The organism is Actinomyces sp. ICM47, assembly GCF_905369875.1.
Lineage (GTDB): Bacteria > Actinomycetota > Actinomycetes > Actinomycetales > Actinomycetaceae > Pauljensenia.
Genome location: NZ_CAJPJE010000006.1, coordinates 52,413 through 79,168 on the forward strand (window position 1 = coordinate 52,413; position 26,756 = coordinate 79,168).

Genomic DNA, 26,756 nt, shown 5'->3' on the forward strand with positions numbered 1-26,756 from the left:
TGCGGTCGGCCCGTCGTCTATTCAAGGGGAGGACACCGGTGGATTCGCATCAGGAGCACGTGCTGCGCGAGGTCGCGCAGAAGAACATCCGTTTCATCAGGCTGTGGTTTACGGACGTCGCTGGCGTCCTGAAGTCGATTTCGATTGACCCGGGCGAGCTGGAGGACGCCTTCGCCGAGGGCATCGGTTTCGACGGCTCGGCTGTTGAGGGCCTCACCCGCGTGTTTGAGTCCGACATGCTGCTCATGCCCGATGCCTCGACCTTTCAGCTGTTGCCCTGGCGTTCCAACGAGGATCCCGTCGCGCGCATGTTCTGCGACGTCCTCATGCCCGATGGCCGCTCGGCGCCCTCGGATCCGCGCGGCGTTCTCGAGCGCGTTGTCGAGCGCGCCGCCGACGCGGGCTTCCGCGTCATGATGCACCCCGAGATCGAGTTCTACCTGCTGCGTCAGCCCGTCACCCCTGAACGCATGGTGCCCGTCGATCAGGCGGGCTATTTCGATCACGTTGCGCGCGGGGACTCTAATGATTTCCGGCGACGCGCGGTGCGCATGCTGGAGGATATGGGGATCCCCGTCGAGTTCTCTCACCACGAGGGAGGTCCCGGCCAGAACGAGATCGACCTGCGTGCGGTGGACCCGGTGCGCGCGGCCGACAACATTATGACAGCTCGTACGGTCATCGAGGAGGTGGCCCTGCGTGAGGAGTTGGTCGCCACCTTCATGCCGAAGCCCTTTATTGAGCACCCGGGGTCGGGCATGCACACGCATCTCTCGCTCTTCGAGGGTGAGGAGAACGCGTTCTTCTCGCCGTCGGGTCAGTACCGGCTCTCCATGACGGGTCGCCGCTTCATCGCGGGCCTGCTTGCGCACGCCGGCGACATAGCGGCGATCACGAACCAGCACGTTAACTCCTACAAGCGCCTGTGGGGTGGGGGAGAGGCCCCGTCCTATGTGTGTTGGGGCCACCTGAATCGTTCCGCTCTCGTGCGCGTGCCGCTCTATAAGCCGAAGAAGAGCGCGTCGGCGCGTATCGAGTACCGCGCTCCCGACCCGAGTGCAAACCCCTACTTGGCTTTTGCCGTTATGATCGCGGCTGGCCTGGACGGCATCGAGAAGAAGATGGAACTCATGCCGGAGGCCGAGGATAACGTGTGGGATCTGTCGGATCGCGAGCGCCAGGTGATGGGTATCCACGCCCTGCCGACCTCCCTGTCGGACGCGGTGCGCGAGATGAAGAAGTCGGAGCTTGTGGCCTCCACGCTGGGCGAGCAGGTCTTTGACTACGTCATCCGCAACAAGCGCAAGGAATGGACGGAGTACCGCCAGCAGATCACGCGACAGGAACTTGAGCAATTCCTGAAGGTTGTTCCCCGGTGATCCCCGATGATCTGCGGGTCGCGGGCTTCCTCGACGCGCGCCGGGCCCTGTCGTTCCTGGAGGAACTGCCTGCGGGGCAGTCATGGGTGGGGGATCTGAGTGCGTCGGCCGATCCTGACCAGGCCCTGCTGCAGGCGGTGCGTTTGCGCGAGGCGGACCCCGGCCTCGTCGATGCGCTGAGCCGAGATGAGCGCGCTCGTCGTCGCGTGTGCGCGATCCTGGGTGGGAGCCAGTGGTTGGGTGATTACGTCATCGCTGATCCTGCCCGCGCGGCTGCGATTAATGAGGATCCGGGTGATCCTCGGGAGGTCTTGTACGAGGCCGTGGGAGTCCGCACTGTCGGGCGCGGTGTGTGGGTGGCCGCGCGGGAAGCCACCGCCGACGACTTGCGCGCCGCCTACCGGCGCGTGCTGCTACATCTGGCCGCCGACGACCTGACGAGCGGTACCCCCGAGGACATCATGCCGAGCTTGGGGGCGCGCATCGCGGACCTGGTGGACGCCACTCTCGACGCGGGCCTGGCCCTGGCCCGCCGCGACGTCGACCCTGAGGGCACCGTCCCCTTCGCGATCATCGCCATGGGCAAGACGGGCGCGCGCGAACTCAACTACATCTCCGACGTGGATGTCATCTACGTGGCCGAGGCGGGGGAAGACGGGGACGAACGAAGCGCCCTGGAGAAAGCAACCCGCCTGGCCTCAGCCACGGCCTCGGCGTGCTCGGGGCCGGGCACGCAGGCACCGCTGTGGACCGTGGACGCGAACCTGCGGCCCGAGGGGCGCAACGGCGTCCTCGTGCGCACGATTGAGTCCTACCGACAGTACTGGGACAAGTGGGCGCAGACCTGGGAGTTCCAGGCTCTGCTCAAGGCACGCGCGTGCGCGGGCGACCCAGAGCTGGGGCGCGCCTTCGAGGAGGCGGCGCAGCCCTACGTGTGGAGCGCGTCAGCACGCGAGGGTTTCGTGGAGGCCGCGCGCGCGATGCGCCGCCGCGTCGAAGACAACATCTCCCGCTCCCACGCCTCACGTGAACTGAAGCTTGGGCGCGGCGGACTACGCGACGTCGAGTTCACCGTGCAGCTGCTTCAGCTGGTTCACGGACGTACCGATGCCTTCCTGCGGGTGCGCTCCACCTTGGATGCCATCGAGGCGCTGCGCGAGGGCGGCTATATCGCCCGATCCGACGCGGACCAGCTCGCCTCCTGCTACCGCTTCCTGCGCGCCGTCGAGCACCGCACGCAGCTGCCGCGCATGCGCCGCAACCACCTGATTCCCGACAAGGACTGCGACCTGCGCGTCCTCGGGCGGGCCATGGACCCGGCGCGTTACCCCGACGCCGACGCGATCCGCTCGGCCATCGACGAAGTGCGCGCTGACGTGCGCGCCCTGCACGAGGACGTGTTCTACCGACCGATCATCGCGGCTACCGCATCCCTCAGTGAGGATGAGGCCTCCTTGCACGCCGAGGGCGCGCGCGACCGACTGGCCGCCATCGGCTATCGAGATCCCGTCGGCGCCCTCACGCACATCGCGGCCCTCACCCAGGGCACGAGCCGTCGCGCCGCGATCCAACGCCACCTCCTGCCCGTATTCATCTCGTGGCTGGCAAACGGCGCTGACCCTGACATGGGCCTGCTCAACTTCCGCGTCCTGTCCGAGGACATTGGGGAGTCGCACTGGTATCTGGCGCTCTTGCGCGACTCGGGGATGGCCGCCCGCAGACTGATGACGATGCTGCCAAACTCTCGGTGGATCGCCGACGCGCTGGCCAAGCGGCCCGAGGCCGTGGCGTGGCTGGACGACGACGCGGAGCTGGCACCGCGCGAGCCGCAGCGGCTCACCCGAGAAGTCGCCGCTCTCATCGACCGCCACGAGGACGCGACGGAAGCAGCCGCTCGCGTGCGCGCGGTGCGCACCCGCGAGCTGACGCGCGCCGCAATGAGCGACCTACTCGGTGGAGTTGACCCGCGCGGGCACGCCATTGCCGACGCGACGGACGCCGCACTGCTTGGAGCCCTCGCGATTGCGGGGCGGGAGGAAGCCGAGCGGTGGGGGAGCGAGCGCGCCCACGTCACCTTCGTGGCGATGGGGCGCTACGGCGGGCGCGAGTGCTCTTATGCCTCCGACGCCGACGTCATTGCCTTGCATGAACCTGTGGGTGGTGCCTCCGACTCCGAGGCCGCGGCCAGCGCCACTGCGATCGTTAATCGAGTCAAGAAGCTTCTCGGTTCGGCGACCAGTCAGCTTGGTATCGTCGTCGACCTCGACCTGCGCCCCGAGGGGAAGAATGGCCCGATGAGCCGCACCATCGCCTCGCACGAGGAGTACGCGCAGCGCTGGGCCTCCACGTGGGAGCGCCAGGCGGCCGTGCGCGCCCGTCCCATCGGATCGAGCGACCTCGATGAGCGCGCCCGCGCCCTGTTTGAATCCATGGCCTACCGGGAGGTGAGTGAGTCGGAGGTGCGTGACATCCGACTGCTCAAGGCCCGCATGGAAAACGAGCGTCTGCCGCGCGGCAGCGAGCCCGCCCGGCACGTCAAGCTCGGCCCCGGCGGACTCTCCGACGTCGAGTGGACGATTCAGCTCATTCAGATGCGCCACGGTGCGCGCCTCCCTGCCCTGCGGACCCCCTCCACGACGCAAGCCATTGCGGTCGCGCGCGACGCGGGGCTGCTGGCCGCACCCGATGCTGAGATCCTCCTGAATGCCTGGGACCTGGCCACGCGTATTCGCGCCGGTAACACCTTGGCGACCGGGCGCATGAGCGGTGTGAAGCTCGACGTTGTGCCACGTGATAGCGCGGAGCTGAGCGCGCTTGCCGCTATCCTCGGGTACGGGAGCGGTGGGCTAACCGCCCTCGAAGAAGACTGGTTGCGCGCAGCACGACAGGCGCGCAACGTGATGGAACGAGCTTTCTGGGAGCAGCAGTGAAGATTGTGCTGGTACGGCACGGACAGACCCCCGCCAACCGACTGGGGGCCCTCGACACGGTCCGCCCCGGCCTCGGCCTGACCGAGGAGGGCCTGGCTCAGGCGCGCCGCCTCGCGGATCGCTGGGAATCCGAGGTTGCGCCTCCTCCCACCGTTATCGCCCTGTCCGGTCTGTATCGCACGCGCCTGACGGCCGCGCCGCTGGCTGCGCGCTACGGGCTGACGCCGCTCGTCTGTCCGGGGATTCGCGAGCTGCGCTCGGGTGACCTGGAGATGGCCTCAGACCCCGCCTCGCAGATGGAGTACGTGCGCACGACCCTGTCGTGGTGTGCGGGGGACTTGGACAACCGGATGCCGGGCGGGGAGAGCGGGCGCGAGGCCCTGGCTCGTTCCCTGGAGGCCGTGCGCCGCGTGGGACTGGCGGCTCGCGAGCAGGCGGGGGAGGACGCCGTCGCCGTCTTCGTCATCCACGGTGCGCTCACGCGCCTGCTGGCCACCTGGCTGTCGGCCGAAATTGACGGGTCCCTCGTGTTAAAGCACTTCATGTCGAACACGGGGACGACCACCTTCGAGTGGGCTCCCGGTTTCGCCCCGGCCTCGGCCTCCGAGCTGGCCAAAGGCCTGCATGCCCTGACCTGGAACGACCGCCCGCTCGATCAGTGGGCCTGAGGCTGGTTCTTGTCGCCTGACGGTCCGGCGGTGGGGGCCACGAAGGGCGAGACCTCGTAGGGGAACGAGCGGTACTTGAAGTAGCCCTCCAGGTAGGACAGATGCTCCTCGCACGCCAGCCACGTCTTTGTGCGGGCGCGGTGGATCGACGGATTACGCCAGTCGATCCGATAGATCGCGGCGTTCGTGCATTCGCGTGCCGAGCAGATACCCGACGCGCTTTCGACTCCCAGAGCCATGGTGTCCTCCCGATGCGGTTACGCTTGGAAGTATGCCAACCCTCGTCCTCGTTCGCCACGCGCAAGCTGCCTACAATTACCCCGACCGCGCCCGCCCACTCACCAAGGCCGGACGCGACCAAGCCGCGCGCCTCGGTGTCACCCTCGCCCGCGAGATCGGTGCCTTCGACGTTGCTGTCTCCTCCGACGCACAGCGCGCCCGCGAAACCTTCGCAGCGATCCTCGCGCGCGTCGATACTGACGATTCATGGCACGACCGCTCCATCTACGACGGCGGCGAGGAAGAGATCATCGAGCTAGCCCGCACCTTCACCGGCGAGACCGGCCTGATCGTCGGGCACGAACCCGTCATCTCCTATGCCGGATACATCCTCGCCCACCAAGAGGATCGAGGGGCAGCCGACAGGGGAGTGCCCACCGCCACCGCCCTCGTCCTCTCCTTCGAGGGTGCGTGGGAGGATCTCGCGCCCGGAACGTGCGCCGTGCGGGTCTTCTACACCCCGCCCACCCGATAGGTGATGTGCCCCGGGGAGGCGGCTACGGCCTCGTCCCCGATCCTGTGACGGTGTTTACGTTTGTCCACGTGAGTGCCACACACATAGGGAAGGTGCGCCTCAACGCGATAGAATATGCCGGTATCTATCCACCCAACAGGGAGAAGTGATGTCGGGACACTCTAAGTGGGCGACCACTAAGCACAAGAAGGCCGCCATTGACGCCAAGCGCGGCAAGCTCTTCGCGCGCCTCATCAAGAACATCGAGGTTGCAGCTCGCACGGGCGGCGGCGACCCCGCTGGTAACCCGACGCTGTACGACGCCATCCAGAAGGCGAAGAAGAACTCCGTTCCCGCCGACAACATCGACCGCGCCGTCAAGCGTGGCTCTGGTGCCGAGGCTGGTGGCGCCAACTACGAGACCATCATGTACGAGGGCTACGGCCCCAACGGTGTTGCGTTCCTCGTCGAGTGTCTGACAGACAACCGCAACCGCGCCGCCTCCGACGTGCGCTTGGGCTTCACCCGCCACGGCGGTTCCCTGGCCGACCCCGGTTCGGTTTCCTACCTGTTCTCGCGTCGCGGCGTCGTCGAGGTGCCCGCAGCCGACGGCGTGGACGAGGAGTCCATCATGATGGCCGTCCTCGATGCCGGTGCCGAAGAGGTTGAGGACGCTGGCGATCTCTTCGTCATCGAATCCGACCCCAAGGACGTTGTCGCCGTGCGCAGCGCGCTGCAGGACGCCGGCATCGACTACGATTCCGCTGAAGTTCAGTTCGTTGCCTCCACCGAGGTTGAGCTCGATCTCGAGGGTGCCCTCAAGGTCAACAAGCTCATCGATGTCCTCGAGGACTCCGACGACGTGCAGAACATCTACACGAACATGTCCCTCTCAGACGAGGTTCGTGCCCAGCTGGAAGAGCAGGAGTGACCATGAGCGAGAGCATCGCGAAGCGCGAGGTCGGCACCCCGCAGGTCAAGCGTGGCATGGCCCAGATGCTCAAGGGCGGCGTCATCATGGACGTCGTCACCCCCGAGCAGGCGAAGATCGCCGAGGACGCGGGCGCCGTGGCCGTCATGGCCCTCGAGCGCGTCCCCGCCGACATTCGCGCCCAGGGCGGCGTGGCACGTATGTCCGACCCGGACCTGATCGAAGGCATCATCGAAGCCGTGTCGATCCCCGTCATGGCCAAGGCCCGCATCGGTCACTTCGTCGAGGCGCAGGTCCTACAGTCCCTGGGAGTCGACTACATCGACGAGTCCGAGGTGCTGACCCCCGCCGACTACAGCCACCACATCGACAAGTGGAACTTCACGGTTCCCTTCGTCTGCGGTGCGACCAACCTCGGTGAGGCGCTGCGCCGCATCAACGAGGGCGCGGCCATGATCCGTTCCAAGGGTGAGGCTGGCACAGGTGACGTCTCCAACGCGACCACGCACATGCGTAAGATTCGCGACGAAATCCGCCACCTGACCTCCCTGCCCGAGGACGAACTCTACGTCGCAGCCAAGGAGCTGCAGGCCCCCTACGAGCTCGTCGCCGAGGTCGCCCGTGAGGGCCGCCTCCCCGTCGTGCTCTTCACGGCCGGTGGCATCGCCACCCCCGCCGACGCTGCCATGATGATGCAGCTGGGTGCCGAGGGTGTTTTCGTCGGTTCGGGCATCTTCAAGTCCGGTGACCCCGCCAAGCGCGCGGCCGCCATCGTCAAGGCCACGACCTTCTACGACGACCCGTCCGTCATCGCCGAGGTCTCGCGTGGCCTGGGCGAGGCCATGGTCGGCATTAACGTCGACGACCTGCCCGTGGATCACCGCCTCGCGGAGCGCGGATGGTGACCATCGGCGTTCTCGCCCTGCAGGGCGACGTCGCAGAGCACGTGCGGGCGCTGGAAAATTCCGGCGCCCGCGCGCTGCTTGTGCGTAGGGTTTCTGAACTCGACCAGGTCGATGGGCTGGTCATTCCGGGCGGCGAGTCGACCACCATGTCGAATCTCCTCCTGTCTTTCGGCCTGTTTGGCACTCTTAATGACCGCATCGCCTCCGGCATGCCGGTGTACGGCACGTGCGCGGGCATGATCATGCTCGCCTCGTCGATCCTGGACGGCCGTGACGATCAGCGTTTCTTTGGGGCGCTCGACATGGTCGTGCGCCGCAACGCCTTCGGCCGTCAGGTCGACTCCTACGAAGAGGACCTGGACGTCGAGGGTCTCGACGGGGGTCCCTTCCACGCCGTCTTCATCCGCGCCCCATGGGTTGAGTCGGTGGGAGAGGGCGTTGAGGTGATTGCGCGCGCTGGGAATGTCACCGACGGCCCGATCGTCGCGGTGCGGCGCGGCAATGTCATGGCGACGTCCTTCCACCCCGAGGTGGGTGGAGACGACCGTATCCACGGCCTCTTCGTCGACATGGTGGCCCGCGCGTAATGCGTGTTATGGGCATCGACCCGGGCCTGACACGCTGCGGTCTGGGCGTCGTCGACGTGGACGCCTCGCGTCGGGCGAACCTCGTCTACGTCGGCGTTGCCCGCACGGACAAGGACTTGGCGACGCACTTTCGCCTGCGCACGATCGCCGACGCGATCGACACCGTCATCGAGCGATACCAGCCCGAGGTAGTTGCTATCGAGCGCGTCTTCGCGCAGGATAACTTGCAGTCGGTGACGGCCACCATGCAGGTCATGGGTGCGGCCATGACGTGCGTGGGTCGCGCGGGCCTGCCGATGGCGGTCCATACGCCCTCGGAGGTCAAGTCCGCCGTGTCCGGCAATGGAAACGCGGATAAAGCGCAAGTGCAGACGATGGTCGCGCGTATCCTCGGCCTCGCCAAGGCACCCAAGCCCGCGGACGCGGCTGACGCCCTCGCGATCGCGATCACGCACGCGTGGCGGGGGACCGGTCTGCTCGGTGCCCCCGAGGACTCCTCGGTCGCGGTCTCTATTTCGGGTCGTCTCACAGCGCGTGGTTCGATGACCCCCGCACAGAAGGCGTGGGCCGAGGCCCAGGCCGCGCAACGCCGGACGGGTGCCGTCGATCCTCGGCGCAGGCGCGGCTAGAATCGTACATATGTTCGCCCACCGGTCGGTGGGTCTCGTGCCAGGGAAAGGACCGCAGTGATCTCGATTCTGCGCGGCATTGTCGCAAGCGTCGGACTCGACCATATCGACGTTGTGGTTGGAGGCATCGGCTTCCGTGTCCACGTGACCCCCGCTTTCGCGCAGGGGACTGCGCGCGATGAGGAGATCACGGTCTATACCTCGATGATCGTACGCGAGGACTCGATGACCCTCTACGGCTTTGAGTCCTGCGACGAGCGCGACGTGTTCACCACGCTCATGTCGGTCTCTGGCATCGGCCCGAAGATTGCGCTGGCCGCCCTGGCTGTCCTGCGCCCCGACGACCTGCGCCGCGCCGTGCGCGACCAGGACCTGGCCACGCTTCAGCGCATCCCCGGCGTCGGTAAAAAGTCTGCCCAGCGCATGGCCTTGGAGATCGGGGACAAGCTCGGCACTCCCGCGGCCCTGCCCGGTGCCGAGGCCACCCCAGCCCCGGCCCCAAGCGAGGACGCGGTCGCCTCCGAAGTCAGCGTCGCCCTGGTGGGGCTGGGTTGGTCCGAGTCGCAGGCCGCCAAGGCCATCGAGAAGCTCGCAGGCAGCGGGCTGGGTGCCTCCGACATGCTGCGCGCCGCGCTGGTGAGCCTGGGAGGCGGCCGTGGCTGAGCAGCCCGACATCGAGACGATGCGCATCGTCGCCCCGGACGCGGGTGAACTCGAGCGCGCCGCCGAGGCGGCTCTACGACCCAAGAAGCTCTCCGAGTTCGTGGGTCAGCGCGTCGTGCGAGGCCAGCTCCAGCTGGTCCTCGACGCCGCCCGCATGCGTGCGTCCACCCCCGATCATGTCCTGCTCGCAGGCCCTCCCGGTCTGGGCAAGACGACGCTCGCCATGATCATCGCCGCCGAGATGGGGACGTCGTTGCGTCTGACCTCCGGCCCCGCCATCCAGCATGCGGGCGACCTGGCCGCTATCCTGTCGGGCCTGCAGGAAGGCGACATCCTCTTTATTGACGAGATCCACCGCCTGGCGCGCACGGCCGAGGAAATGCTCTACCTCGCGATGGAGGACTTTCGCGTCGATGTGGTCGTCGGCAAGGGACCCGGCGCGACCTCGATCCCCCTGACGCTCCCGCCTTTCACGGTCGTCGGAGCGACCACACGATCCGGCCTGCTGCCTGCCCCGCTGCGCGACCGTTTCGGCTTCACCGCGCACCTGGAGTTCTACGAGACCGAAGAACTCCAGTCGGTCGTCACCCGCTCAGCCACCCTCCTCGGCTCGCCCATCGAGGCTCGTGCCGCCCATGAGATCGCGTCGCGTTCGCGCGGCACGCCCCGCATCGCGAACCGGCTTCTGCGCCGTGTGGTCGACTACGCGCAGGTGCACGGTGACGGAACACTCACATTGGATGCCGCGCGCGGTGCCCTCGAACTCTTCGAGGTCGATCCCTCTGGCCTGGACCGCCTCGACCGCGCGGTCCTTGAGGCCGTGTGCCGTCGCTTCGCCGGCGGGCCCGTGGGCCTCACGACCCTGTCCGTCACCATCGGCGAGGAAGCGGAAACCGTTGAAACCGTCGCCGAACCGTACCTGGTGCGCGAGGGTTTCCTCGTACGCACCAACCGCGGACGTATGGCGACCCCGAAGGCATGGGGACACCTCGGCCTGAACCCACCCATGCCGGATGGTTTCCTCTTTGACTAGGGAAGCGGGCCTCGCCGAAGAGGGAGAAGCGCGACGGTCCGCGTCATCGTGACAAGGTACGACCGGCGGTAGCATGCGCAGTGCCGCGCGGCTAATATCGCATAGGCTAAAACCCTCCTTCGGCATTAGACTGTCACAGTGCGCTTCAAGCGCCCGACCGTCATCGAAAGTGAACCAGCCTTTATGAACAACTACACCCTCATGGGCCTGCTCGTCGTCATGATCGCCTTCATGTGGTGGAGCTCGCGCTCCCGCAAGAAGCAGATGGAAAAAATGGAGCAGGACAAGCGTGAGCAGCTCGCGGCCGTCACCCCCGGCGAGTGGGTTCGTACCCGCGTCGGCTTTTGGGGCCGTTTCGTCGACCTCGACGGCGACATTGTCGTCCTCGAGACGACCGACGGTCACGAAATGTACTGGGAACGCGAGATGATCGCCGAGATCGGCGGCCAGCCGCCTCTCGCCGGTACAGAGGACAACGAGGCGACCGACGGCACCAAGACGGAGGAGATCAGCGACGCGGACGAGGCCATCCTGGGTCTCGACGACGCGCCGTCCTCCAAGAACTCCGACGAGCAGCAGAAGTAAGTCAAGGCTGAACGGAAAGTAGAACCGTGGCATCTCATAAGCGACGCCCCGTGCGCGCGCTCGTGACGCTCACCGTCGCCATCGTGGCGGCGTGCGCGGCGCTGGCATTGGGGCATTTCACCAAGGGGGTATCACCGTACCCCGACCTGGCCCTCGACCTGAAGGGCGGCACCCAGCTGATCCTGACTCCGACCGTGACGGCCGGGGGACAGCGCGAGATCACTGACGGCGACATCACGCAGGCGATCTCGATTATTCGTAATCGTATCGACGCCTCCGGTGTGTCCGAATCCGAGATCTCCTCGATGGGTAACTCGAATATCATGGTGTCGATCCCCGGCACCCCCTCGCAGGAGCAGCTGGACCTGATCCGTGCCTCCTCACAGATGAACTTCCGTCCCGTGCTGCGCATGGGACTGGCTCAGACGGCCGCGCCGGTCCAGGACCCCAACGTGCAGTCCGGTGACGCCAGTGCGACGGATGCCCAGTCGGGCGCTACCACCCAGTCGGGTGAGGTTACCGCGCAGTCCGGTGAGGACGCCCAGTCGGGCCAGGCCGGTGCCGTGGCGTCGCAGTCGGGCCAGACCGAGCTGCGTTCGACCGCCGTTGACGCGGCGGTCGCGATGAGCTTCGCCGACAAGAACGGCGACGGCGTTCTCTCGGATACTCCGGCCGAGCAACCTGAGAATGCTTCTTCCCTGCAGTGGGAGACTGAGCAAGTCCTGTACGACTTCCTGACCCTCGACTGCTCGGCCTCCGCTGACGTCAAGCGCGTTGAAGGTCCCGCTGACAAGCCGTACGCCGCCTGTGACGATTCTGGCCGAATCAAGTACATCCTTGGCCCAGTCACAGTTCCCGGCTCGGACCTGAAGTCGGCGACCGCGGGCCTGGTTCGCACCCAGACGGGCGGATCGACCGGCGCATGGTCCGTGTCCCTCCAGTTCAACAACGACGGTGCCGAGAAGTTCAAGGAGAGTTCCGAAATTCTCTACGGCTTTCACGATTCGGACCCCGAGGCTGGCGGTAACGGCGGCGCGGGCACCCCTGACCGTAACCACTTCGCCGTCGTCTTGGACGGGACGGTCATCACGGCTCCGTCGATGAATTCAATCATCCCGACCGGACAGGCCGAGATCACGGGTAACTTCACAGCCGCGACCTCGCGTACGCTCGCCAACCAGCTGAGCTTCGGCTCGCTGCCGCTGAACTTCGAGGTTGAGTCCGAGCAGCAGATCTCTGCGACGATCGGTACCGATCACCTGACGGTTGGTCTGTGGGCCGCCATGATCGGCTTCCTGCTCGTTATTCTCTACCTGATCTGGCAGTACCGCGGCCTGGCGATTATTTCGGCTGGCTCGCTCGTTGTCGCCTCGATCATCACCTACCTGGTGATTACGCTGCTGTCGTGGTGGATGGGATACCGCCTGTCCCTGGCTGGTGTTGCTGGCCTGATCATGGCCATCGGCGTCACGACCGACTCGTTCATCGTCTACTTCGAGCGTGTCCGTGACGAGGTCCGCGATGGACGCCCGCTGCGCGCCGCCGTCGAAGAGGGCTGGGATCGCGCTAAGCGTACGATTCTGGTCTCTGACGCAGTCAACCTGGTCGCTGCTGTTGTGCTCTATTTGCTCGCCGTGGGTGGCGTTCAGGGCTTCGCGTTTACCCTGGGTGTCACGACTGTCATCGACATCGCCGTGATCTTCCTGTTCACGCACCCGATGATGGAGCTGCTCATCCGCATGCGCTTCTTCGGTGAGGGCCACAAATTCTCGGGTCTTGATCCCGAGCACCTGGGCGCAAAGAACGCCCTCGTGTACGCCGGCCGCGGTCGCGTCGTCGTGCGCGGTGAATCCGGGGTGAAGGATACGAAGGACGAGGCCGGGGACGGTCTGTCGATCGCCGAGCGTCGCCGTGCGGCGCGTCTGGCGGCGCAGCAGGCGTCCGCGGCGCAGGAAGAGGAGAACTGACATGATGAGTTTTGCTCAGTGGGGCAACGCCCTGTACTCCGGCGAGAAGTCCTACGCCGTCGTTCCTAACCGCAAGACGTTCGTCGGCCTGGCTGCCGCGGTCCTCGTGATCGGTTTTGCGCTGGTCGCGATCATGGGGCTGAACCGCTCGATCGAGTTCACGGGTGGTTCCCAGTTCGACGTCGCTCACGTGAGCGATCAGAGCGAGTCCTTCGCTTCGCGCACTGTGGCCGACACCGGCCTCGTTGAAGGTGCCGCGAAGGTGACCCGCGTTGGAACCGACTCCGTGCGCATCCAGACCACGTCGCTGGATTCTGCGACGACAGCACAGGTGCGTGACGCTCTGGCAAGCGCCTACGGCGTTGATCCGTCCTCGGTTCAGTCCTCCTCGATCGGTCCCTCGTGGGGTTCCTCGGTGACGACGAAGGCCGCTCAGTCGCTCGTCATCTTCATGGCCCTCGTGGCCCTGCTGATGACCGTGTACTTCCGTTCTTGGCGGATGGCGGCGTCGGCGCTCCTCGCGCTCGTGCACGACATCGCTGTGACGGTCGGCGTCTTTGCGATCCTGCAGGTTGAGGTCTCGCCCGCCACCGTCATCGGCTTCCTGACGATTCTGGGCTACTCGCTCTATGACACCGTCGTCGTCTTCGACAAGGTGCGCGAGCTGACCGCGGACGTCTACGATCAGAAGCACTACACCTTCGCCGAGTACGTTAACCTCGCGGTCAACCAGACGATGGTTCGCTCCATCAACACCTCGGTTGTGGCGCTTCTCCCCGTCGGTGCGATCCTTATCATCGGTTCTGTGGCCCTGGGTCCGGGTACGCTGGTGGATATCTCGCTGGCGCTGTTCATCGGCATGATCGCGGGTACCTACTCGTCGATCTTCATCGCCTCCCCGCTCCTCGTCACCTTCCAGGAGCTGTCGAACACCACCCGCGAGCACGACGCGGCAGTCGCGTACGAGCGCGAACACCGCCACGCCACCGACGAGGCCTCGCCCGCGAAGGCCGTTAAGGTGGCTCCGATTAAGCCCGGCAAGCGCCTGGGCAACGAGAATCAGCCTCAGAGGAAGAAGACTCATCGATGATCGGTGAACTCGGCGACCGCATCGCCACTCTCGTGCAGGACAACCTGGTCGAGATCCCGGACTTTCCCGAGCCGGGCGTCCTGTTCCGCGATATTACCGGCCTGTTTGCGAACGGGCCCGCGTTCAAGGAACTTGTGGAGTTGATCGGCGCGCGCTACGCGGGCCGCATCGACGCGGTAGCTGGTCTGGAGTCGCGCGGCTTCATCCTCGGTGCCCCCGTGGCCGCCGAGTTGGGCCTGGGCATGTTGACGATCCGCAAGGCTGGCAAGCTGCCCGGTGAAGTCATCGGTGTCGACTACTCGCTCGAGTACGGCAGCGCCCGCATGGAGATCCGTCCTCAGTCGGTCCGCGAGGGTCAGCGCGTTCTCATCATTGACGACGTTCTGGCGACGGGTGGCACCGCGCGTGCGGCAGTCGACCTCCTCAATCAGTGTGGTGCCTCGGTCGAGGCCCTCGCCGTCCTGATGGAGCTCGACGGTCTCAACGGTCGTAGCAAGCTCGACGGCGTGACGGTGGAAACCGCACTGCACGTCTGAGCGACTAACTCACAGAGACGAGCGGGTCCGGGGATCGTCACGATCCCCGGACCCGCTCGTTCGTCGCTATCATTGGTTCATGAGCAGCGACGACACGACTTCAGGGGCCGCATTGCCCGCGGCCGTCTCCCGAGTGCGCTCCGGCCTCGTGTGGTTCGGGTCCCGTGGACGCGCGACGATCCCCGAGATTGAGCCGCTTGTGCGGGCTTTGCGCGCGAATCATCCGAAGGCGGATATCAGCGTGGTGGAGCGGGCGTACCGCAAGGCTGAGGAATGCCACCGTGGGCAAATGCGCAAGTCTGGCGAGCCGTATATCACCCATCCGGTGGCCGTAGCGACGATCCTTGCCGAGATGGGAATGACGACCCCGACGCTGGTTGCTGCACTGCTGCATGACACCGTGGAAGACACGGACTACACGCTCGAGGAACTGGCCGCCGACTTCGGTGAACCCATCGCGAATCTGGTCGACGGTGTCACCAAGCTCGACAAGGTCCGCTATGGAGCTGCTGCGCAGTCCGAGACGCTGCGCAAGATGCTCGTCGCCATGAGCCGCGACATCCGCGTGCTGCTCATTAAGCTGGCCGATCGCATCCATAACGCCCGCACGTGGCGTTTCGTTCCAGCCAAGTCGGCGGCGAAGAAGGCGCAGGAGACGCTAGAGATCTACGCGCCGCTGGCTCACCGCCTCGGTATGAACATGGTCAAGTGGGAACTCGAGGAGCTTTCCTTCAAGACCCTGTATCCGGAAATCTACGAGGAGATTGACCGCCTCGTTGCGGAGAGGGCCCCTCAGCGTGAAGAGTACTTGCGTGACGTCATCGACCAGATCGAAGAGGATCTTCGCCGCTCGGGTACGAAGGGCACGGTCAGTGGCCGCCCGAAGAGCCACTATTCGATCTACCAGAAGATGATCGTGCGAGGCAAGGCTTTCAACGAGGTCTTCGACCTGGTCGCCGTGCGTGTGCTGGTGGACTCGATCAAGGACTGCTATGGCGTTCTTGGCGCCCTGCACGGTCGGTGGAACCCGATCCCGGGCCGCTTCAAAGACTACATCGCGATGCCCAAGTTCAACCTCTACCAGTCGCTGCACACGACGGTTATCGGTCCGGGTGGCAAGCCGGTGGAGATCCAGATCCGCACATATGACATGCACGAACGCGCGGAACACGGTGTCGCCGCGCACTGGAAGTACAAGCAGAACCCGAACGCTACGAGCGGCGACTCGGATCGCATGAGTTCGGAGGAACAGGCGAACTGGCTGCGTGCCCTCGTTGAGATGGAGCGCGAGACGGGTGATCCGGAGGAGTTCCTGGATTCGCTGCGCTACGAGATCGCTGGGGACGAGGTGTACGTCTTCACCCCGAAGGGTGAGGTCATCGTCCTGCCAGCCCGTGCGACTCCGGTTGACTTCGCCTACGCGGTGCACACCGAGGTCGGTCACCGCACGGTTGGCGCGAAGGTGAATGGGCGCCTCGTCGCCCTCGACACGCGCCTGGAGTCCGGTGAGACGGTCGAGGTCGTGACCTCGAAGTCGGATAAGGCTGGCCCGTCACGCGACTGGCTGGCGTTTGTCGCCTCGCCGCGTGCTCGCTCGAAAATTAAGGCGTGGTTCTCGAAGGAGCGCCGCGAGGAGGCCATCGAGTCGGGCAAGGAAGCACTCGCTCGCACGATGCGCAAGCAGAACCTTCCGTTGCAGCGGCTCATGAATCATGAGTCGATCCTGTCGGTTGCGACGTCGTTTGGATACCCAGACGTGTCGGGTCTGTACGCGGCGGTGGGCGATGGGCATATTTCGGCGCAGAACGCCGTCAACCGGCTCATGGACAACCTGGGTGGGGGAGACGGCACCGAGGAGACGCTCTCCGAGGGCGTGACACCGGGTTCTACGAAGCCCCGTTCGCAAGCATCGGGCGACGCGGCCATTACTGTGGCGGGTCTGAGTCCGAACGAGATCTGGGTGAAGCTTGCGAAGTGCTGTACGCCCGTTCCGGGTGACGAGATTGTCGCTTTCATTACGCGAGGCCAGGGGGTGTCCGTGCACCGCGGGACCTGTGCAAACGCGGTGCGCCTGGCTGAGCTTCAGCCCGAACGTTTCGTCGACGTGTCGTGGAACGCCGAGGGTATGACAGCTCCGTTCCGTGTCCAGATCGAGGTGCGCGCGCTTGACCGCGGCGGTCTGCTCTCGGACCTGACCCGGGTCCTGTCGGATTATCGTGTCAATATTCTGGCCGCAGCCCTGAAGACGGACGGCGACCAGGTGGCCTCCGGTAACTTCTCTTTTGAGCTGGCGGACCTGGGGCACCTGAACGCGGTCCTGTCGGCGCTGCGCCGGGTCGACGGGGTCTTCGAGGCGGTTCGGATCGGCTCCGACGCTTAGACGAGGTCGTGACACCCACGCGCTCGCATGGGACAGCGGCGTGTTACATCCGTCCCCTTTTACGGTGTCGTACGCCCATTTTCCCGTTAGATGTGACACACTAGCTTTGTGTGTCATATCGGCACATGACCGCGCCGGGCGTCAGCCCTCGTCCTAGAAGGAATATTGTGACCGAGACGTCGATTCCGACCAACGAAACCACCCCCGAAGCCGTCACGGCTGCATCCGAGGAGACCACGGCCTCGACGATTCCCGCGTCGGAGCTGCCCGAGCACCCCTTCGCCCGCATCGGTGAGGATGGGACCGTCTATGTCAAGGATGGAGACGAGGAACGCGTTATCGGCGGCTTCCCCGAGGGAATTCCCGCTTCGCCGTACGCTCTCTACGAGCGTCGCTACGCCGACCTCGAGGCCACCATCAAGCTTTTTGAGGACCGCATGGCTCAGCTGAGTCCCCGCGACATCGACCAGACCCTGGCCACGTTGCGCGAGCAGGTTGCCTCCCCGAACGTCGTCGGTGACATCCCGGCTCTGCGTGCTCGTGTCGAGGCCGCCGCGAAGGCCGCCGAGGAACGCAAGGAGATCGCCCGCGAGGAGCGCAAGGCCGCCAAAGCTCAGGCTCTCGCAGACCGCACGGCCGTCGTTGAGCGCGCCGAGGCGATCGTCGCCCAGGATCCCGCCAAGACACATTGGAAGCAGTCGGGCCAGACCCTGCGTGACCTGCTGGAAGAGTGGAAGACCCTGCAGCGTCGCGGCCCGCGCCTGGAAAAGGCCGTGGAGGACGAGCTGTGGAAGCGTTTCTCCTCCGCGCGCACCCAGTTCGACCGTCACCGCCGTCAGTTCTTCTCGCAGCTGGATCAGGCGCAGTCGGAGGCCAAGCGCATCAAGGAAGCCCTGATCGCCGAGGCCGAGGCACTGTCCTCCTCCGTCGATTGGTCGCGCACCTCGAGCGCCTACCGCGAGCTGATGAACCGGTGGAAGGCAGCCCCGCGCGCCTCCCGCAAGGAAGACGACGCCCTGTGGGCCCGCTTCCGCGCCGCTCAGCAGGTGTTCTTCGACGCCCGCCGCGCCAAGGACGAAGCCACGGACGCCGAGTATCGCGAGAACCTGGCCGCCAAGGAAGCGATCCTGGTTGATGCCGAAGCGATCCTGCCCGTGAAGGACATCGAGCGCGCCAAGGCTCAGCTGCGCCACATTCAGGACCGCTGGGAAGAGGTCGGTCGCGTGCCCTCCTCCGACCTGCACCGCATCGAAGGACGCCTGCGTGCCGTCGAGGCCGCCGTGCGCGAAGCGGAAGAGAAGGAATGGCGCCGTACCAACCCCGAAACGCGCGCACGCGCCGCCGGCATGGTGGGACAGCTCGAAGAGCAGATCGCTCAGCTCGAGCGTTCCCTCGCTGACGCCGAGGCTAAGGGTGACAACAAGGCGGCTTCCGCTGTGCGTGAGACCCTCGAAACCAAGCATGCCTGGCTCGCGCAGATCTCCTCGTCCATGGAGTGACATGCGTCTTCACGTTATCCCGTCGCCTTTCTACGCGGCGAATGGGCTTGTGCTCGTCCCTTCCGGGGCGGGCACAGCCCTTGTTGTTGACCCTTCCGCAGGCATCCAGCATCTGATCCGTGAAGTTCTTCAGACCGAAGGGGTGAGCGTCGGCGCTGTCCTGCTCACACACGGTCACCCTGACCACGTATGGGACGCCGCCGAAGTCTCCACGTGGGGCCTTGACGGGACCACCGTGCCCGTCTACCTGCCTGGACCGGACATGTACCGCATGGACGACCCGGCCTCGTTCCTGCCGATGTCTCCGCCCGATTTCGTGGGGGAGTGGGTCAAGCCCACCGATCTGCGTGAGATGCCCGCTGATTCGGTCGAGTTGACCCCCGGCGTGTGGATTCGCATGGTTCCCGCCCCCGGGCATACGGAGGGATCGGCGGTCTTCCTGGGGCACAGCCCTCTGGACATCCGTGTCAACAACCAGTCGTTCTACGCCAACGAGGAGTGCGTGCCGTGGGCGCTCAGCGCCGACGTCCTGTTCAAGGACAGCGTTGGACGCACCGACATGCCCGGTGGTGACGAAACGCAAATGCGTCACTCACTGCGTACTATTTCCAACGCGTTGGACCCAAACACGATCCTCATCCCCGGCCACGGTCCGGCAACAACGATGGCCGATGAGATACGCTCCAACCAGTATTTGATCCGCGCTCGCCGTATCGGCTAGCGTCGGTGCCGTTTATTTGCGAAGGATTACGTCATGGCTCGCACGTCCCTGTCAGGTTTCCCCGAATGGCTCCCCGAGGGCCGCATCGTCGAGATGCACGTCCTCGACGAGCTGCGCCGCGTTTTCGAGCTGCACGGTTTCGCTGGCATAGAGACGCGCGCGGTCGAGACTCTGGCCCAGCTTGAAGCCAAGGGCGAGACCTCCAAGGAGATCTACGTCCTGGACCGTCTGCAGGCACTGAAGGCTGCCGCTTCCGGCGCTCGTGCCCCCAAGGACAAGGGCATGGGTCTGCACTTCGACCTCACCGTGCCCTTCGCGCGTTACGTCGTGGAGAACGCGAACGAGCTGGACTTTCCATTCAAGCGCTACCAGATTCAGAAGGTCTGGCGTGGGGAGCGTCCCCAGGAGGGGCGTTTCCGCGAGTTCACGCAGGCCGATATCGACGTCGTCGGTAACGGAGAGCTGCCCTTCCACTTCGAGGTGGACCTGCCCCTCGTGATGGCTGAGGCGCTCAACAACCTGCCGATCCCGCCGGTGCACGTGCTCGTCAATAACCGTAAGGTTGTACAGGGCGTGTGCGAGTCGCTGGGCGTCACCGACGTTGAGGCGGCCCTGCGCGGCCTGGACAAGATCGACAAGATTGGTCCGGAGGGTGTGGCTCAGGAACTCGCCGAATCCGGTATCGACGGTGACCAGGCGTCCGTGCTGCTGCAGATGGCGCAGATTCGCACGGCCGATTCGGTCGAGGTACACGAGCGCCTGGGCGCGCTGGGTGTGAGCGGAGAGCTGCTCGAGCAGGGCTTGCGCGAGCTGACCGCCCTGCTCGACACCGCAAACAAGCGTATGCCGGGCGCGGTCGTCGCGGACCTGAAGATCGCGCGCGGCCTGGATTACTACACGGGCAGCGTGTACGAGTCGGAGATTGAGGGGCATGAGGACCTGGGGTCGATCTGTTCGGGCGGGCGCTATGACTCCCTGGCGAAGGACGGCAAGCGCACCTACCCGGGCGTGGGTCTGTCCATCGGTGTCTCGCGACTGGTCTCCCGCATGATTTCCGCGCCGTTGGCGCGCGCCTCGCGCAAGGTCCCCACGGCCGTCGTCGTTGCCGTCACGAACGAGGAGCGTCGCGAGCGCTCCGAGGAGATCGCGGCCATCCTGCGCTCGCGTGGTATTTCGACGGACGTCGCACCAAGCGCGGCCAAGTTCGGTAAGCAGATCAAGTTCGCCGACAAGCGTGGTATCCCCTTCGTCTGGTTCCCGGGCGAGGATGGAGCCGACACGGTCAAGGACATTCGCACGGGTGAGCAGGTGGACGCCGACGCCGCCACCTGGGTTATGCCTGAGGCGGACGCAGCCCCTTCGGTCGAGAGAGTGATGCCCTGAGTGTCGGCCTCTGCGGTTGAAGCAGCCCGCGGCCTGGCGGGTGCACTTGAGCAGGCGCTCAGTGCGATGCCCTCGGGTGCTCGCGCGGACGCTGAGAGGGCGCTGCGCCGACTGCAGGACGTTGTGCTGCCTCGTCTAGAGGAAGCCGATGCGCCGCTCCTCGTGGTGGTTGGCGGCTCGACGGGGGCGGGTAAGTCAACGCTCGTCAACTCTTTGCTTGATCGTACGGTGAGTCGGGCGGGCGCTGTTCGTCCGACGACGCGGCGGCCGGTTCTCGTGTGTGCGCCTCAGGCCCGCTCGTGGTTCATGTCGGATCGCGTGCTGCCGCGCCTGGCCAAACATGAGGGTGGGGAGGGCACGAGCCTGGATGCCGTGACGATCACGGTAGACGACTTGATGTGGCCGAGCATGGGCATCCTCGACGCACCCGACATTGACTCGGTTGAGGAAGGCAATCGACGGCTCGCGTCAGAGTTGCTTGATGGCGCGGATCTCTGGATTTTCGTGACGAGTGCCGCACGCTACGCCGACGCGGTCGCCTGGACGCACCTGGAGGAGGCAGCCGCGCGCGGCTTGCGCGTCTCCATCGTCCTCAACCGCGTCCCCCCGGGCGCTGAGGCTGAGATCCGCGCGGATCTTGCCTCGCTCGTGCAGCGACGAGGCCTGGGCGAGGTCCCGATCATCGTCATTACTGAGCAGTCGCTGACCGATGGCCGCCTACCCATTGACGCTATTTACCCGGTCGGTTCTTTCTTGGAGGGAATCGGGCACGATGCGCAGGAGCGTGCGGTGATTGTGCGTCGTGCCCTCACCGGTGCTGTCGCCGCGTCCTTCGAGGAGTCTGATCGTGCTCTGGAAGCATCTCTTGGTAGCTGCCGTGCAGTGGACTTCGCGCGCGAGGAGCTTGAGGCGACGGTCGTCTCGAGGGCCCACGAGGTTGCCTCGTCCTCGAGCGACGATGTCCTGCGCGGTGAGGTGAGCGCGCGCATCGCCGAGGTGCTGGGGTCCTGGGACATGACGCGAACCTTTTCCCGCGTTGTGGTGTCGGTGCGCCAACGCATCGTGGGCGCCGTGCGAGGCATGGCAGCCCCGGAGGAACAGGTGCGTCGCGACCTGACGGGTGGTGTGGCTCAGCGTCTTGGGGACTCCTATCACCGCGCGTGGAACGACGCCCTGCGCCTGGCTGCGTCGGTGGGAGAGGCCGATGGACTGGAGCCGATGCTGGACGTGGACGGGGCTGGCGAGCGTGCCCGCCACACCGCGCAGGAATGGACCAGCGAGGTAACGGACATCGTTCGGGGCCAGGCTCAGTCTTCACGCGTGAGCGGTCGGCTGCTGGCGGGTGGCATCAACGTTGTGACGCTCTCGCTCATGGTTAGCGTTTTCGCGATGACGGGCGGGGTGACCGGGGTCGAGGTTGGCGTCGCCGGTGCCTCTGCTGCGCTGTCGCAGACGATCCTCGAATCCTATTTCGGCGAGCGTACGGTGCGTGCCCTGGCCACGCAGGCGCGCGAGGCGCTCGAACGACTGGCTGCCGACTCGCTGGCAGAGGTTGTCGCGCCCGTTGCGACGCGGCTCGACAACTCGCGGGAGCACGAGCGGATTGACGCGCTTGAGTCTGCTCTCGCCACCGCGCGGGAGGCGCTGGTATGAAGCGCGCAGCAACGCCGGTTGCCGCGGCTGCCGCGGAGCTGGACCAGATCGCGACGCTCGCAGCCTCTGATATTGAGCCGCAGATACTGGAGCGCATTCGGGAACTCATCGATGTGACGTCGGATCGGGCCGAGATCGACCCGACCTGGTGTGTCATCGGTATGCTCGGCGGTACGGGTGCCGGGAAATCTTCCCTCGTAAACGCTCTTGCCGGGGGAGAGGTCGTGTGTGCCGGTGTCTTGCGGCCCACGACGAACGAGGCATGTGCCGTCCTGCCCGCGGGCCGCGAGCCGAAGGAATTGCTTGGTTGGTTGGGCGTGCGAACCCGCGTTTGCGCGCCCGGTGACTTACCGGGTGACACCGCGATTATTGACCTGCCCGACATCGACTCGGTCGAGGCTTCACACGCGCAGGTGGCCGGGCGTCTGGCCACGCGTGTGGACGCCCTTGTCGTCGTTGTTAACCCGCAGAAGTACGCGGATGCGCGCCTGCACGATGAGTGGCTGGAACGCTTGCGCACCTCGCATGCCTCCGTGACGGTTGCCTTGACCCACATCGACACGCTCGGCGTGGCTGAGAGAACCTCCATCGTGTCCGACCTGCGCCGCATCCTGGATGAGCGTGGTCTGACGGGCGCTCGCGTTGTCCCAGTCAGCGCGACGACGGGGGAGGGAGTGGCTGAGCTGGCCTCCCATCTGGCAGATGAGGCGGCCCGCGTCTCGCATCAGGCCGCCCGGGCGCGGGCCGCCCTGAGCCAGGCAGCTCGGCTTATGCGCGACGCGGTGGGCGTCGAGAGCACGATTCGTGGCGTTGAAACCGAGGGAATGGCAAGTGATCTGGCGAGGGTGGCCGCCGATCTCGTCGGAGCCCCCATTATCGCCGAGGCCATGGCCGCTTCGACCCGGCGTGCCGGCACGCGCACGGGTGGCTGGCTGCCGCTGCGTTGGCTCGCATGTCTGGGGGTTGATCCTCTGCGGCGTCTGCACCTGGGGGAGGAGGAACGCCAGGAGAGCGCGACGACTCCAACGCTGCCGACGCGATCCGCCTCTGACGAAGCGGCCTTCGTGAACGCCGTACGTCGCGAGGTGGCCGTACGCTCGCAGGGGCGCCCCGAGCGCTGGCGCCGACTGCTCGTCGAGCGCGCCCTGTCTGGCGCAGCCGCGGTGCCCGCAGCGGCGCACCACGAGGTGGCGAACAACCTGCGCGTGAGCGCGAGCGCGCCGAGTCTCTCCCGCATCCTCGGCGGCTTCCAGCTTATTGCGTGGATGGTCAGCCTCGTGGGCGCTGCGTGGATCGGTCTTGTTCACCTGGGGCGTGCCGTGCTCATCGATGCCGACGTCCCCGCCATCGGCCCGATCCCTATACCCACGGTGATTCTCGTTTGCGGCCTCGCGGTGAGCCTCCTGTGCGCGGGCATGAATCGAGCACTGTGTTCCTGGGTGGCGTCCCGCCGCAAACGGGCGGTCATGGACGATGTGCACGCCATGTGCCGCGACGAGGTTGACCGTCTCGTCGTCGCCCCGCTGCGGGCGGAAGATAATCGCCACGTCACCATTGCCTCGTTCGTGGCGCGCCTGCACCTCGATGAGAGAGTGTGAAGCGGCGCTCACCAGCGGCGTCGAACAGTGAATTCGCCGACCACGGGCACCTTTTCTGAGGAAGTGCACGCTATGCTGGTGGGAGCGATGAGGCGCAGCCCCTTGTTATGGTGCCCCGCGGGATGCGGGTTTTGTTGTTATGGGTGAGGCCGCGCTGAGGAGCCGAGATGGCCCGCCCCGATGGTTTTGCTATCCCACATGCAACAGGCAAGGAATCACTATGCCCTCTGAGGACTACATGGACCGCGACGAACAAGACGAGCGCGACGACATCATCGATGCGGACGAGGACCACGGCCTCGTCGACGACATCGCGGACGAAGACACCGACCTCGACGATGCCGAGGACACTGACGACGCGGACGACGACACCGTGACTTTCGCGAGCCTCGGCCTGCCCGAGGAGATCCTCGAGGCCGTCACCGACATGGGCTTCCGCGTCCCCACCCCGATTCAGGCAGCTGCCATCCCTCCGCTGCTGGAGCTGCGTGACGTCGTTGGCATCGCCCAGACGGGCACCGGCAAGACCGCAGCCTTCGGTCTGCCGCTGCTCGCCATCGTCGACGCGGATGAGCGCGACGTGCAGGCCCTCGTCCTGGCACCCACCCGCGAGCTTGCCATGCAGAGCGCCCAGGCGATTGAAGACTTTGCGGCGCGCACGGCCCGCCTCGATGTTGTCCCCGTGTACGGAGGCTCACCGTACGGCCCGCAGATCGGCGCGCTCAAGCGCGGTGCCCAGGTCGTCGTCGGCACCCCGGGTCGCGTCATCGACCTCATCGAGAAGGGCGCGCTGGACCTGTCGAACGTGCGGATGCTCGTGCTCGACGAAGCCGACGAGATGCTGCGCATGGGCTTTGCTGAGGACGTCGAGACGATTGCATCGAGCGCCCCCGATGATCGCCTGACCGCGCTGTTCAGCGCTACGATGCCCGCCGCCATCGAAAAGGTGGCGCGTGAGCACCTGAAGGACCCTGTCAAGGTCGCGGTCTCCACCGAGTCTTCCACGGTCGATACGATCCACCAGACCTACGCCGTTGTGCCCTACAAGCACAAGATCGGTGCTCTGTCCCGCGTGCTCGCAACCCGCGCCCAGCACATCGCCAAGGGACAGGAAGAAGCCGACGCCGCTATCGTCTTCGTGCGCACGCGCGCCGACGTCGAAGAGGTCTCCCTCGAGCTGTCGGGCCGCGGGTTCCGCGCCGCCGGCATCTCCGGTGATGTCGCCCAGACCGAGCGTGAGCGCATGGTTGAGCGCCTGAAGAACGGCTCCCTCGACGTGCTGGTCGCCACCGACGTGGCTGCGCGCGGCCTCGACGTCGAGCGCATCTCCCTGGTCGTTAACTTCGATGTTCCGCGTGAACCCGAGGCCTACGTGCACCGCATCGGCCGCACCGGTCGCGCGGGTCGCGAGGGCCGCGCGCTGACCTTCTTTACCCCGCGTGAGCATGGTCGGCTGCGCCGCATCGAAAAGCTGACGGGAACCGAGATGGAAGAGGTCGATATTCCGTCGCCCGCAGCTGTCTCCGAGTTCCGTGCCCGCCGCCTGCTCGAGGGTTTGGCCGCCCGCATTGAGCGCGGTCGCCTTGACATGTATAAGGGCCTGCTGGCTGACATGGGTGAGGAGTCTTCCGTTGAAGACATTGCCGCAGCCCTCATGGCTACGGCCGTCGGCGACGAGGGACCGGCCCCGCGCCGTGAGAAGGATCGTCGCGGAAACGGCAAGATCCGCCGCGAGGAACGCCTGGACGAGTCCGGTGAGTTCGTGGGTGCTTCCTTCGAGGCGGGCCGCGACAAGGACCGCCCGCTCAAGGGCGGCGCAAATGGCGCTCGTCGTCGTGGCGGTGGCCGTCCTGCCCCCGGCTCGGGCACGCGCTACCGCATCGAGGTGGGTAAGAAGGACCGCGTCAAGCCCGGCTCCATCGTCGGTGCGATCGCTGGTGAGGGCGGTATCGACGGTCGCGACATTGGCAATATCGAGATCTATCCGACCTTCTCTCTCGTGGACATCACGGCGGACCTGTCCGGCGAGCAGCTCTCCCGCATCTCCAAGGGCTACGTTTCCGGCCGTCAGCTGCGCATCCGCGTGGACGAGGGGCCGGGCGCTCGTGGCGAGCGTGACGGCTTTGAGCGTCGCGAGCGCCGCGACTTCGACTGTGATTCCCGAGGCCGTGGTGGCTTCGGCGGGGAACGCGACGGACGCTACGGTGACCGTGAGGCCCGTTCCGGTGAGCGCGACGAGAAGCGTCCGCACCGTTTCGAGAAGGGCGACGGTTCACGTCCGCGCCGCAGCATTCGCACCGAGCGCTGGGAGAAGGACATCAAGCGTGCGCGCCGCGACCGCGAGGGTACCCGCGACGGCTGGGAGCGCGACGGAGGCCGCGAGGGCGGACGCCGCCACTTCGGCAAGCGTCGCTACAACGACTGAGAGCGGCCCTCACTCGGTCGGCCGGAGCCGCCTCACGGCGAACACGGCGAGGCCTGCGAGGGCCACTGCAATCACCCAATAGGGAGCGTAGGCCGCCCCGCCCACCGTGGCGGTGGCGGCCCACGCGCTCATGGCGACGGACACGAGGGCGAGCTCGAGGGCCGGACCCGCCGAGTCTGCGACCTGCAGCCACGAGGCCACGCGCCCGTGCTTGGATTCGGGGGTGACCTCGAGTGCCATAACGGACAGAGGCACGTGAACGAGGCCGACTCCGAGGCCGACGAAGAGCCAGCCGATGAGGGCGACCCAGACCGGTATCGTGGGGAACAGGATGGCTCCGACGGGGATCGCGCCGATGGCCATCAGCGCGCCGCCGATGACCGGGAGCCGACGTCGCAGATGCGGATCATGAATGCGCGCCTGGCCGACCGCGCCGATAGCCCATGTGATCGACCCGAGGG

Annotated in this window: 23 protein-coding genes; 21 read left to right on the plus strand and 2 right to left on the minus strand. The window is 66.0% G+C overall.

The window, feature by feature from the left end:
* Positions 1–38 precede the first annotated feature (38 nt).
* Genes QZ149_RS02430 through QZ149_RS02440 form a run of 3 tightly spaced genes read left to right on the plus strand, consistent with a single transcriptional unit; the run spans position 39 to position 4,977 of the window.
* Positions 39–1,379: a glutamine synthetase family protein gene (locus tag QZ149_RS02430; RefSeq protein ID WP_291449517.1), complete on the plus strand. Its 1,341-nt coding sequence runs from the start codon at positions 39–41 to the stop codon at positions 1,377–1,379.
* Entirely contained in the window at positions 1,376–4,309 is a 2,934-nt protein-coding gene (locus tag QZ149_RS02435) for a bifunctional [glutamine synthetase] adenylyltransferase/[glutamine synthetase]-adenylyl-L-tyrosine phosphorylase (protein WP_291449520.1), read from the plus strand. The genes QZ149_RS02430 and QZ149_RS02435 overlap by 4 nt, the downstream gene beginning before the upstream one ends.
* On the plus strand, positions 4,306–4,977 hold the full coding sequence (locus QZ149_RS02440; protein ID WP_291449523.1) for a histidine phosphatase family protein: 672 nt from the start codon (positions 4,306–4,308) through the stop codon (positions 4,975–4,977). The genes QZ149_RS02435 and QZ149_RS02440 overlap by 4 nt, the downstream gene beginning before the upstream one ends.
* On the opposite strand, the gene QZ149_RS02445 is transcribed toward QZ149_RS02440, so the two are convergent.
* Positions 4,965–5,216 (minus strand): hypothetical protein, encoded by a 252-nt coding sequence (locus QZ149_RS02445; protein ID WP_291449525.1) that lies wholly within the window; start codon positions 5,214–5,216, stop codon positions 4,965–4,967. The two genes, QZ149_RS02440 and QZ149_RS02445, sit on opposite strands and share 13 nt — an antisense overlap.
* A 32-nt stretch (positions 5,217–5,248) precedes the next feature.
* Here QZ149_RS02445 and QZ149_RS02450 point away from each other — a divergent pair, with 32 nt between their 5' ends.
* The 18 genes from QZ149_RS02450 to QZ149_RS02535 all read left to right on the plus strand — a co-directional run bounded on the left by QZ149_RS02450 (position 5,249) and on the right by QZ149_RS02535 (position 26,295).
* Positions 5,249–5,731 (plus strand): phosphoglycerate mutase family protein, encoded by a 483-nt coding sequence (locus QZ149_RS02450; protein WP_291449528.1) that lies wholly within the window; start codon positions 5,249–5,251, stop codon positions 5,729–5,731.
* A gap of 148 nt (positions 5,732–5,879) precedes the next feature.
* Entirely contained in the window at positions 5,880–6,641 is a 762-nt protein-coding gene (locus QZ149_RS02455; protein ID WP_291449530.1) for a YebC/PmpR family DNA-binding transcriptional regulator, read from the plus strand.
* 2 nt (positions 6,642–6,643) lie between these two features.
* Positions 6,644–7,546, plus strand: coding sequence for a pyridoxal 5'-phosphate synthase lyase subunit PdxS (gene pdxS, locus QZ149_RS02460; RefSeq protein WP_291449533.1), 903 nt, complete (start codon positions 6,644–6,646; stop codon positions 7,544–7,546).
* A complete protein-coding gene (gene pdxT, locus QZ149_RS02465) occupies positions 7,540–8,133 on the plus strand; it encodes a pyridoxal 5'-phosphate synthase glutaminase subunit PdxT (protein WP_291449535.1) in 594 nt (197 codons plus the stop codon). The genes pdxS and pdxT overlap by 7 nt, the downstream gene beginning before the upstream one ends.
* A complete protein-coding gene (gene ruvC / locus QZ149_RS02470) occupies positions 8,133–8,762 on the plus strand; it encodes a crossover junction endodeoxyribonuclease RuvC (protein WP_291449537.1) in 630 nt (209 codons plus the stop codon). Before pdxT ends, ruvC begins: the two co-directional genes overlap by 1 nt.
* A gap of 57 nt (positions 8,763–8,819) precedes the next feature.
* On the plus strand, positions 8,820–9,425 hold the full coding sequence (ruvA, locus tag QZ149_RS02475; RefSeq protein ID WP_291449540.1) for a Holliday junction branch migration protein RuvA: 606 nt from the start codon (positions 8,820–8,822) through the stop codon (positions 9,423–9,425).
* A 19-nt stretch (positions 9,426–9,444) separates the two neighbouring features.
* Positions 9,445–10,458: a Holliday junction branch migration DNA helicase RuvB gene (ruvB, locus tag QZ149_RS02480; RefSeq protein ID WP_291449576.1), complete on the plus strand. Its 1,014-nt coding sequence runs from the start codon at positions 9,445–9,447 to the stop codon at positions 10,456–10,458.
* Between the two features lie 183 nt (positions 10,459–10,641).
* Complete coding sequence (locus QZ149_RS02485; protein ID WP_291449578.1) at positions 10,642–11,043, plus strand: preprotein translocase subunit YajC; 402 nt, start codon at positions 10,642–10,644, stop codon at positions 11,041–11,043.
* Between the two features lie 26 nt (positions 11,044–11,069).
* On the plus strand, positions 11,070–13,010 hold the full coding sequence (gene secD / locus QZ149_RS02490) for a protein translocase subunit SecD (RefSeq protein WP_291449543.1): 1,941 nt from the start codon (positions 11,070–11,072) through the stop codon (positions 13,008–13,010).
* A 1-nt stretch (position 13,011) separates the two neighbouring features.
* A complete protein-coding gene (gene secF, locus QZ149_RS02495) occupies positions 13,012–14,100 on the plus strand; it encodes a protein translocase subunit SecF (RefSeq protein ID WP_291449546.1) in 1,089 nt (362 codons plus the stop codon).
* Complete coding sequence (locus QZ149_RS02500; RefSeq protein WP_009647702.1) at positions 14,097–14,636, plus strand: adenine phosphoribosyltransferase; 540 nt, start codon at positions 14,097–14,099, stop codon at positions 14,634–14,636. The genes secF and QZ149_RS02500 overlap by 4 nt, the downstream gene beginning before the upstream one ends.
* A 79-nt stretch (positions 14,637–14,715) precedes the next feature.
* Positions 14,716–17,016, plus strand: a complete 2,301-nt coding sequence (locus tag QZ149_RS02505) for a bifunctional (p)ppGpp synthetase/guanosine-3',5'-bis(diphosphate) 3'-pyrophosphohydrolase (protein WP_291449550.1) — start codon at positions 14,716–14,718, stop codon at positions 17,014–17,016.
* Between the two features lie 167 nt (positions 17,017–17,183).
* The gene (locus QZ149_RS02510) at positions 17,184–18,515 is read left to right on the plus strand and encodes a DUF349 domain-containing protein (RefSeq protein WP_291449553.1); all 1,332 of its coding nucleotides are present in this window, start codon (positions 17,184–17,186) and stop codon (positions 18,513–18,515) included.
* Between the two features lies 1 nt (position 18,516).
* A complete protein-coding gene (locus QZ149_RS02515) occupies positions 18,517–19,236 on the plus strand; it encodes an MBL fold metallo-hydrolase (RefSeq protein WP_291449555.1) in 720 nt (239 codons plus the stop codon).
* A gap of 33 nt (positions 19,237–19,269) precedes the next feature.
* A complete protein-coding gene (gene hisS, locus QZ149_RS02520; protein ID WP_291449558.1) occupies positions 19,270–20,619 on the plus strand; it encodes a histidine--tRNA ligase in 1,350 nt (449 codons plus the stop codon).
* On the plus strand, positions 20,620–22,272 hold the full coding sequence (locus tag QZ149_RS02525) for a GTPase (protein ID WP_291449560.1): 1,653 nt from the start codon (positions 20,620–20,622) through the stop codon (positions 22,270–22,272).
* Entirely contained in the window at positions 22,269–23,870 is a 1,602-nt protein-coding gene (locus tag QZ149_RS02530; RefSeq protein ID WP_291449564.1) for a GTPase, read from the plus strand. Before QZ149_RS02525 ends, QZ149_RS02530 begins: the two co-directional genes overlap by 4 nt.
* A 220-nt stretch (positions 23,871–24,090) precedes the next feature.
* Entirely contained in the window at positions 24,091–26,295 is a 2,205-nt protein-coding gene (locus QZ149_RS02535; protein ID WP_291449566.1) for a DEAD/DEAH box helicase, read from the plus strand.
* Positions 26,296–26,304: 9 nt separating this feature from the next.
* Here the strand turns inward: QZ149_RS02535 and QZ149_RS02540 are convergent.
* Positions 26,305–26,756, minus strand: a 452-nt coding sequence (locus tag QZ149_RS02540; protein ID WP_366488100.1) for an MFS transporter, incomplete at its 5' end; no start/stop codon positions are given.

Coding starts and splice junctions, on each gene's coding strand:
- QZ149_RS02530 (WP_291449564.1), top strand. CDS start 22,269: ATGAAGCGCGCAGCAACGCCGGTTGCCGCGGCTGCCGCGGAGCTGGAC.
- pdxS (WP_291449533.1), top strand. CDS start 6,644: ATGAGCGAGAGCATCGCGAAGCGCGAGGTCGGCACCCCGCAGGTCAAG.
- QZ149_RS02455 (WP_291449530.1), top strand. CDS start 5,880: ATGTCGGGACACTCTAAGTGGGCGACCACTAAGCACAAGAAGGCCGCC.
- ruvB (WP_291449576.1), top strand. CDS start 9,445: ATGCGCATCGTCGCCCCGGACGCGGGTGAACTCGAGCGCGCCGCCGAG.
- secF (WP_291449546.1), top strand. CDS start 13,012: ATGATGAGTTTTGCTCAGTGGGGCAACGCCCTGTACTCCGGCGAGAAG.
- pdxT (WP_291449535.1), top strand. CDS start 7,540: ATGGTGACCATCGGCGTTCTCGCCCTGCAGGGCGACGTCGCAGAGCAC.
- ruvC (WP_291449537.1), top strand. CDS start 8,133: ATGCGTGTTATGGGCATCGACCCGGGCCTGACACGCTGCGGTCTGGGC.
- QZ149_RS02445 (WP_291449525.1), bottom strand. CDS start 5,216: ATGGCTCTGGGAGTCGAAAGCGCGTCGGGTATCTGCTCGGCACGCGAA.
- hisS (WP_291449558.1), top strand. CDS start 19,270: ATGGCTCGCACGTCCCTGTCAGGTTTCCCCGAATGGCTCCCCGAGGGC.
- QZ149_RS02515 (WP_291449555.1), top strand. CDS start 18,517: ATGCGTCTTCACGTTATCCCGTCGCCTTTCTACGCGGCGAATGGGCTT.
- QZ149_RS02485 (WP_291449578.1), top strand. CDS start 10,642: ATGAACAACTACACCCTCATGGGCCTGCTCGTCGTCATGATCGCCTTC.
- QZ149_RS02450 (WP_291449528.1), top strand. CDS start 5,249: ATGCCAACCCTCGTCCTCGTTCGCCACGCGCAAGCTGCCTACAATTAC.
- QZ149_RS02500 (WP_009647702.1), top strand. CDS start 14,097: ATGATCGGTGAACTCGGCGACCGCATCGCCACTCTCGTGCAGGACAAC.
- QZ149_RS02535 (WP_291449566.1), top strand. CDS start 24,091: ATGCCCTCTGAGGACTACATGGACCGCGACGAACAAGACGAGCGCGAC.
- QZ149_RS02505 (WP_291449550.1), top strand. CDS start 14,716: ATGAGCAGCGACGACACGACTTCAGGGGCCGCATTGCCCGCGGCCGTC.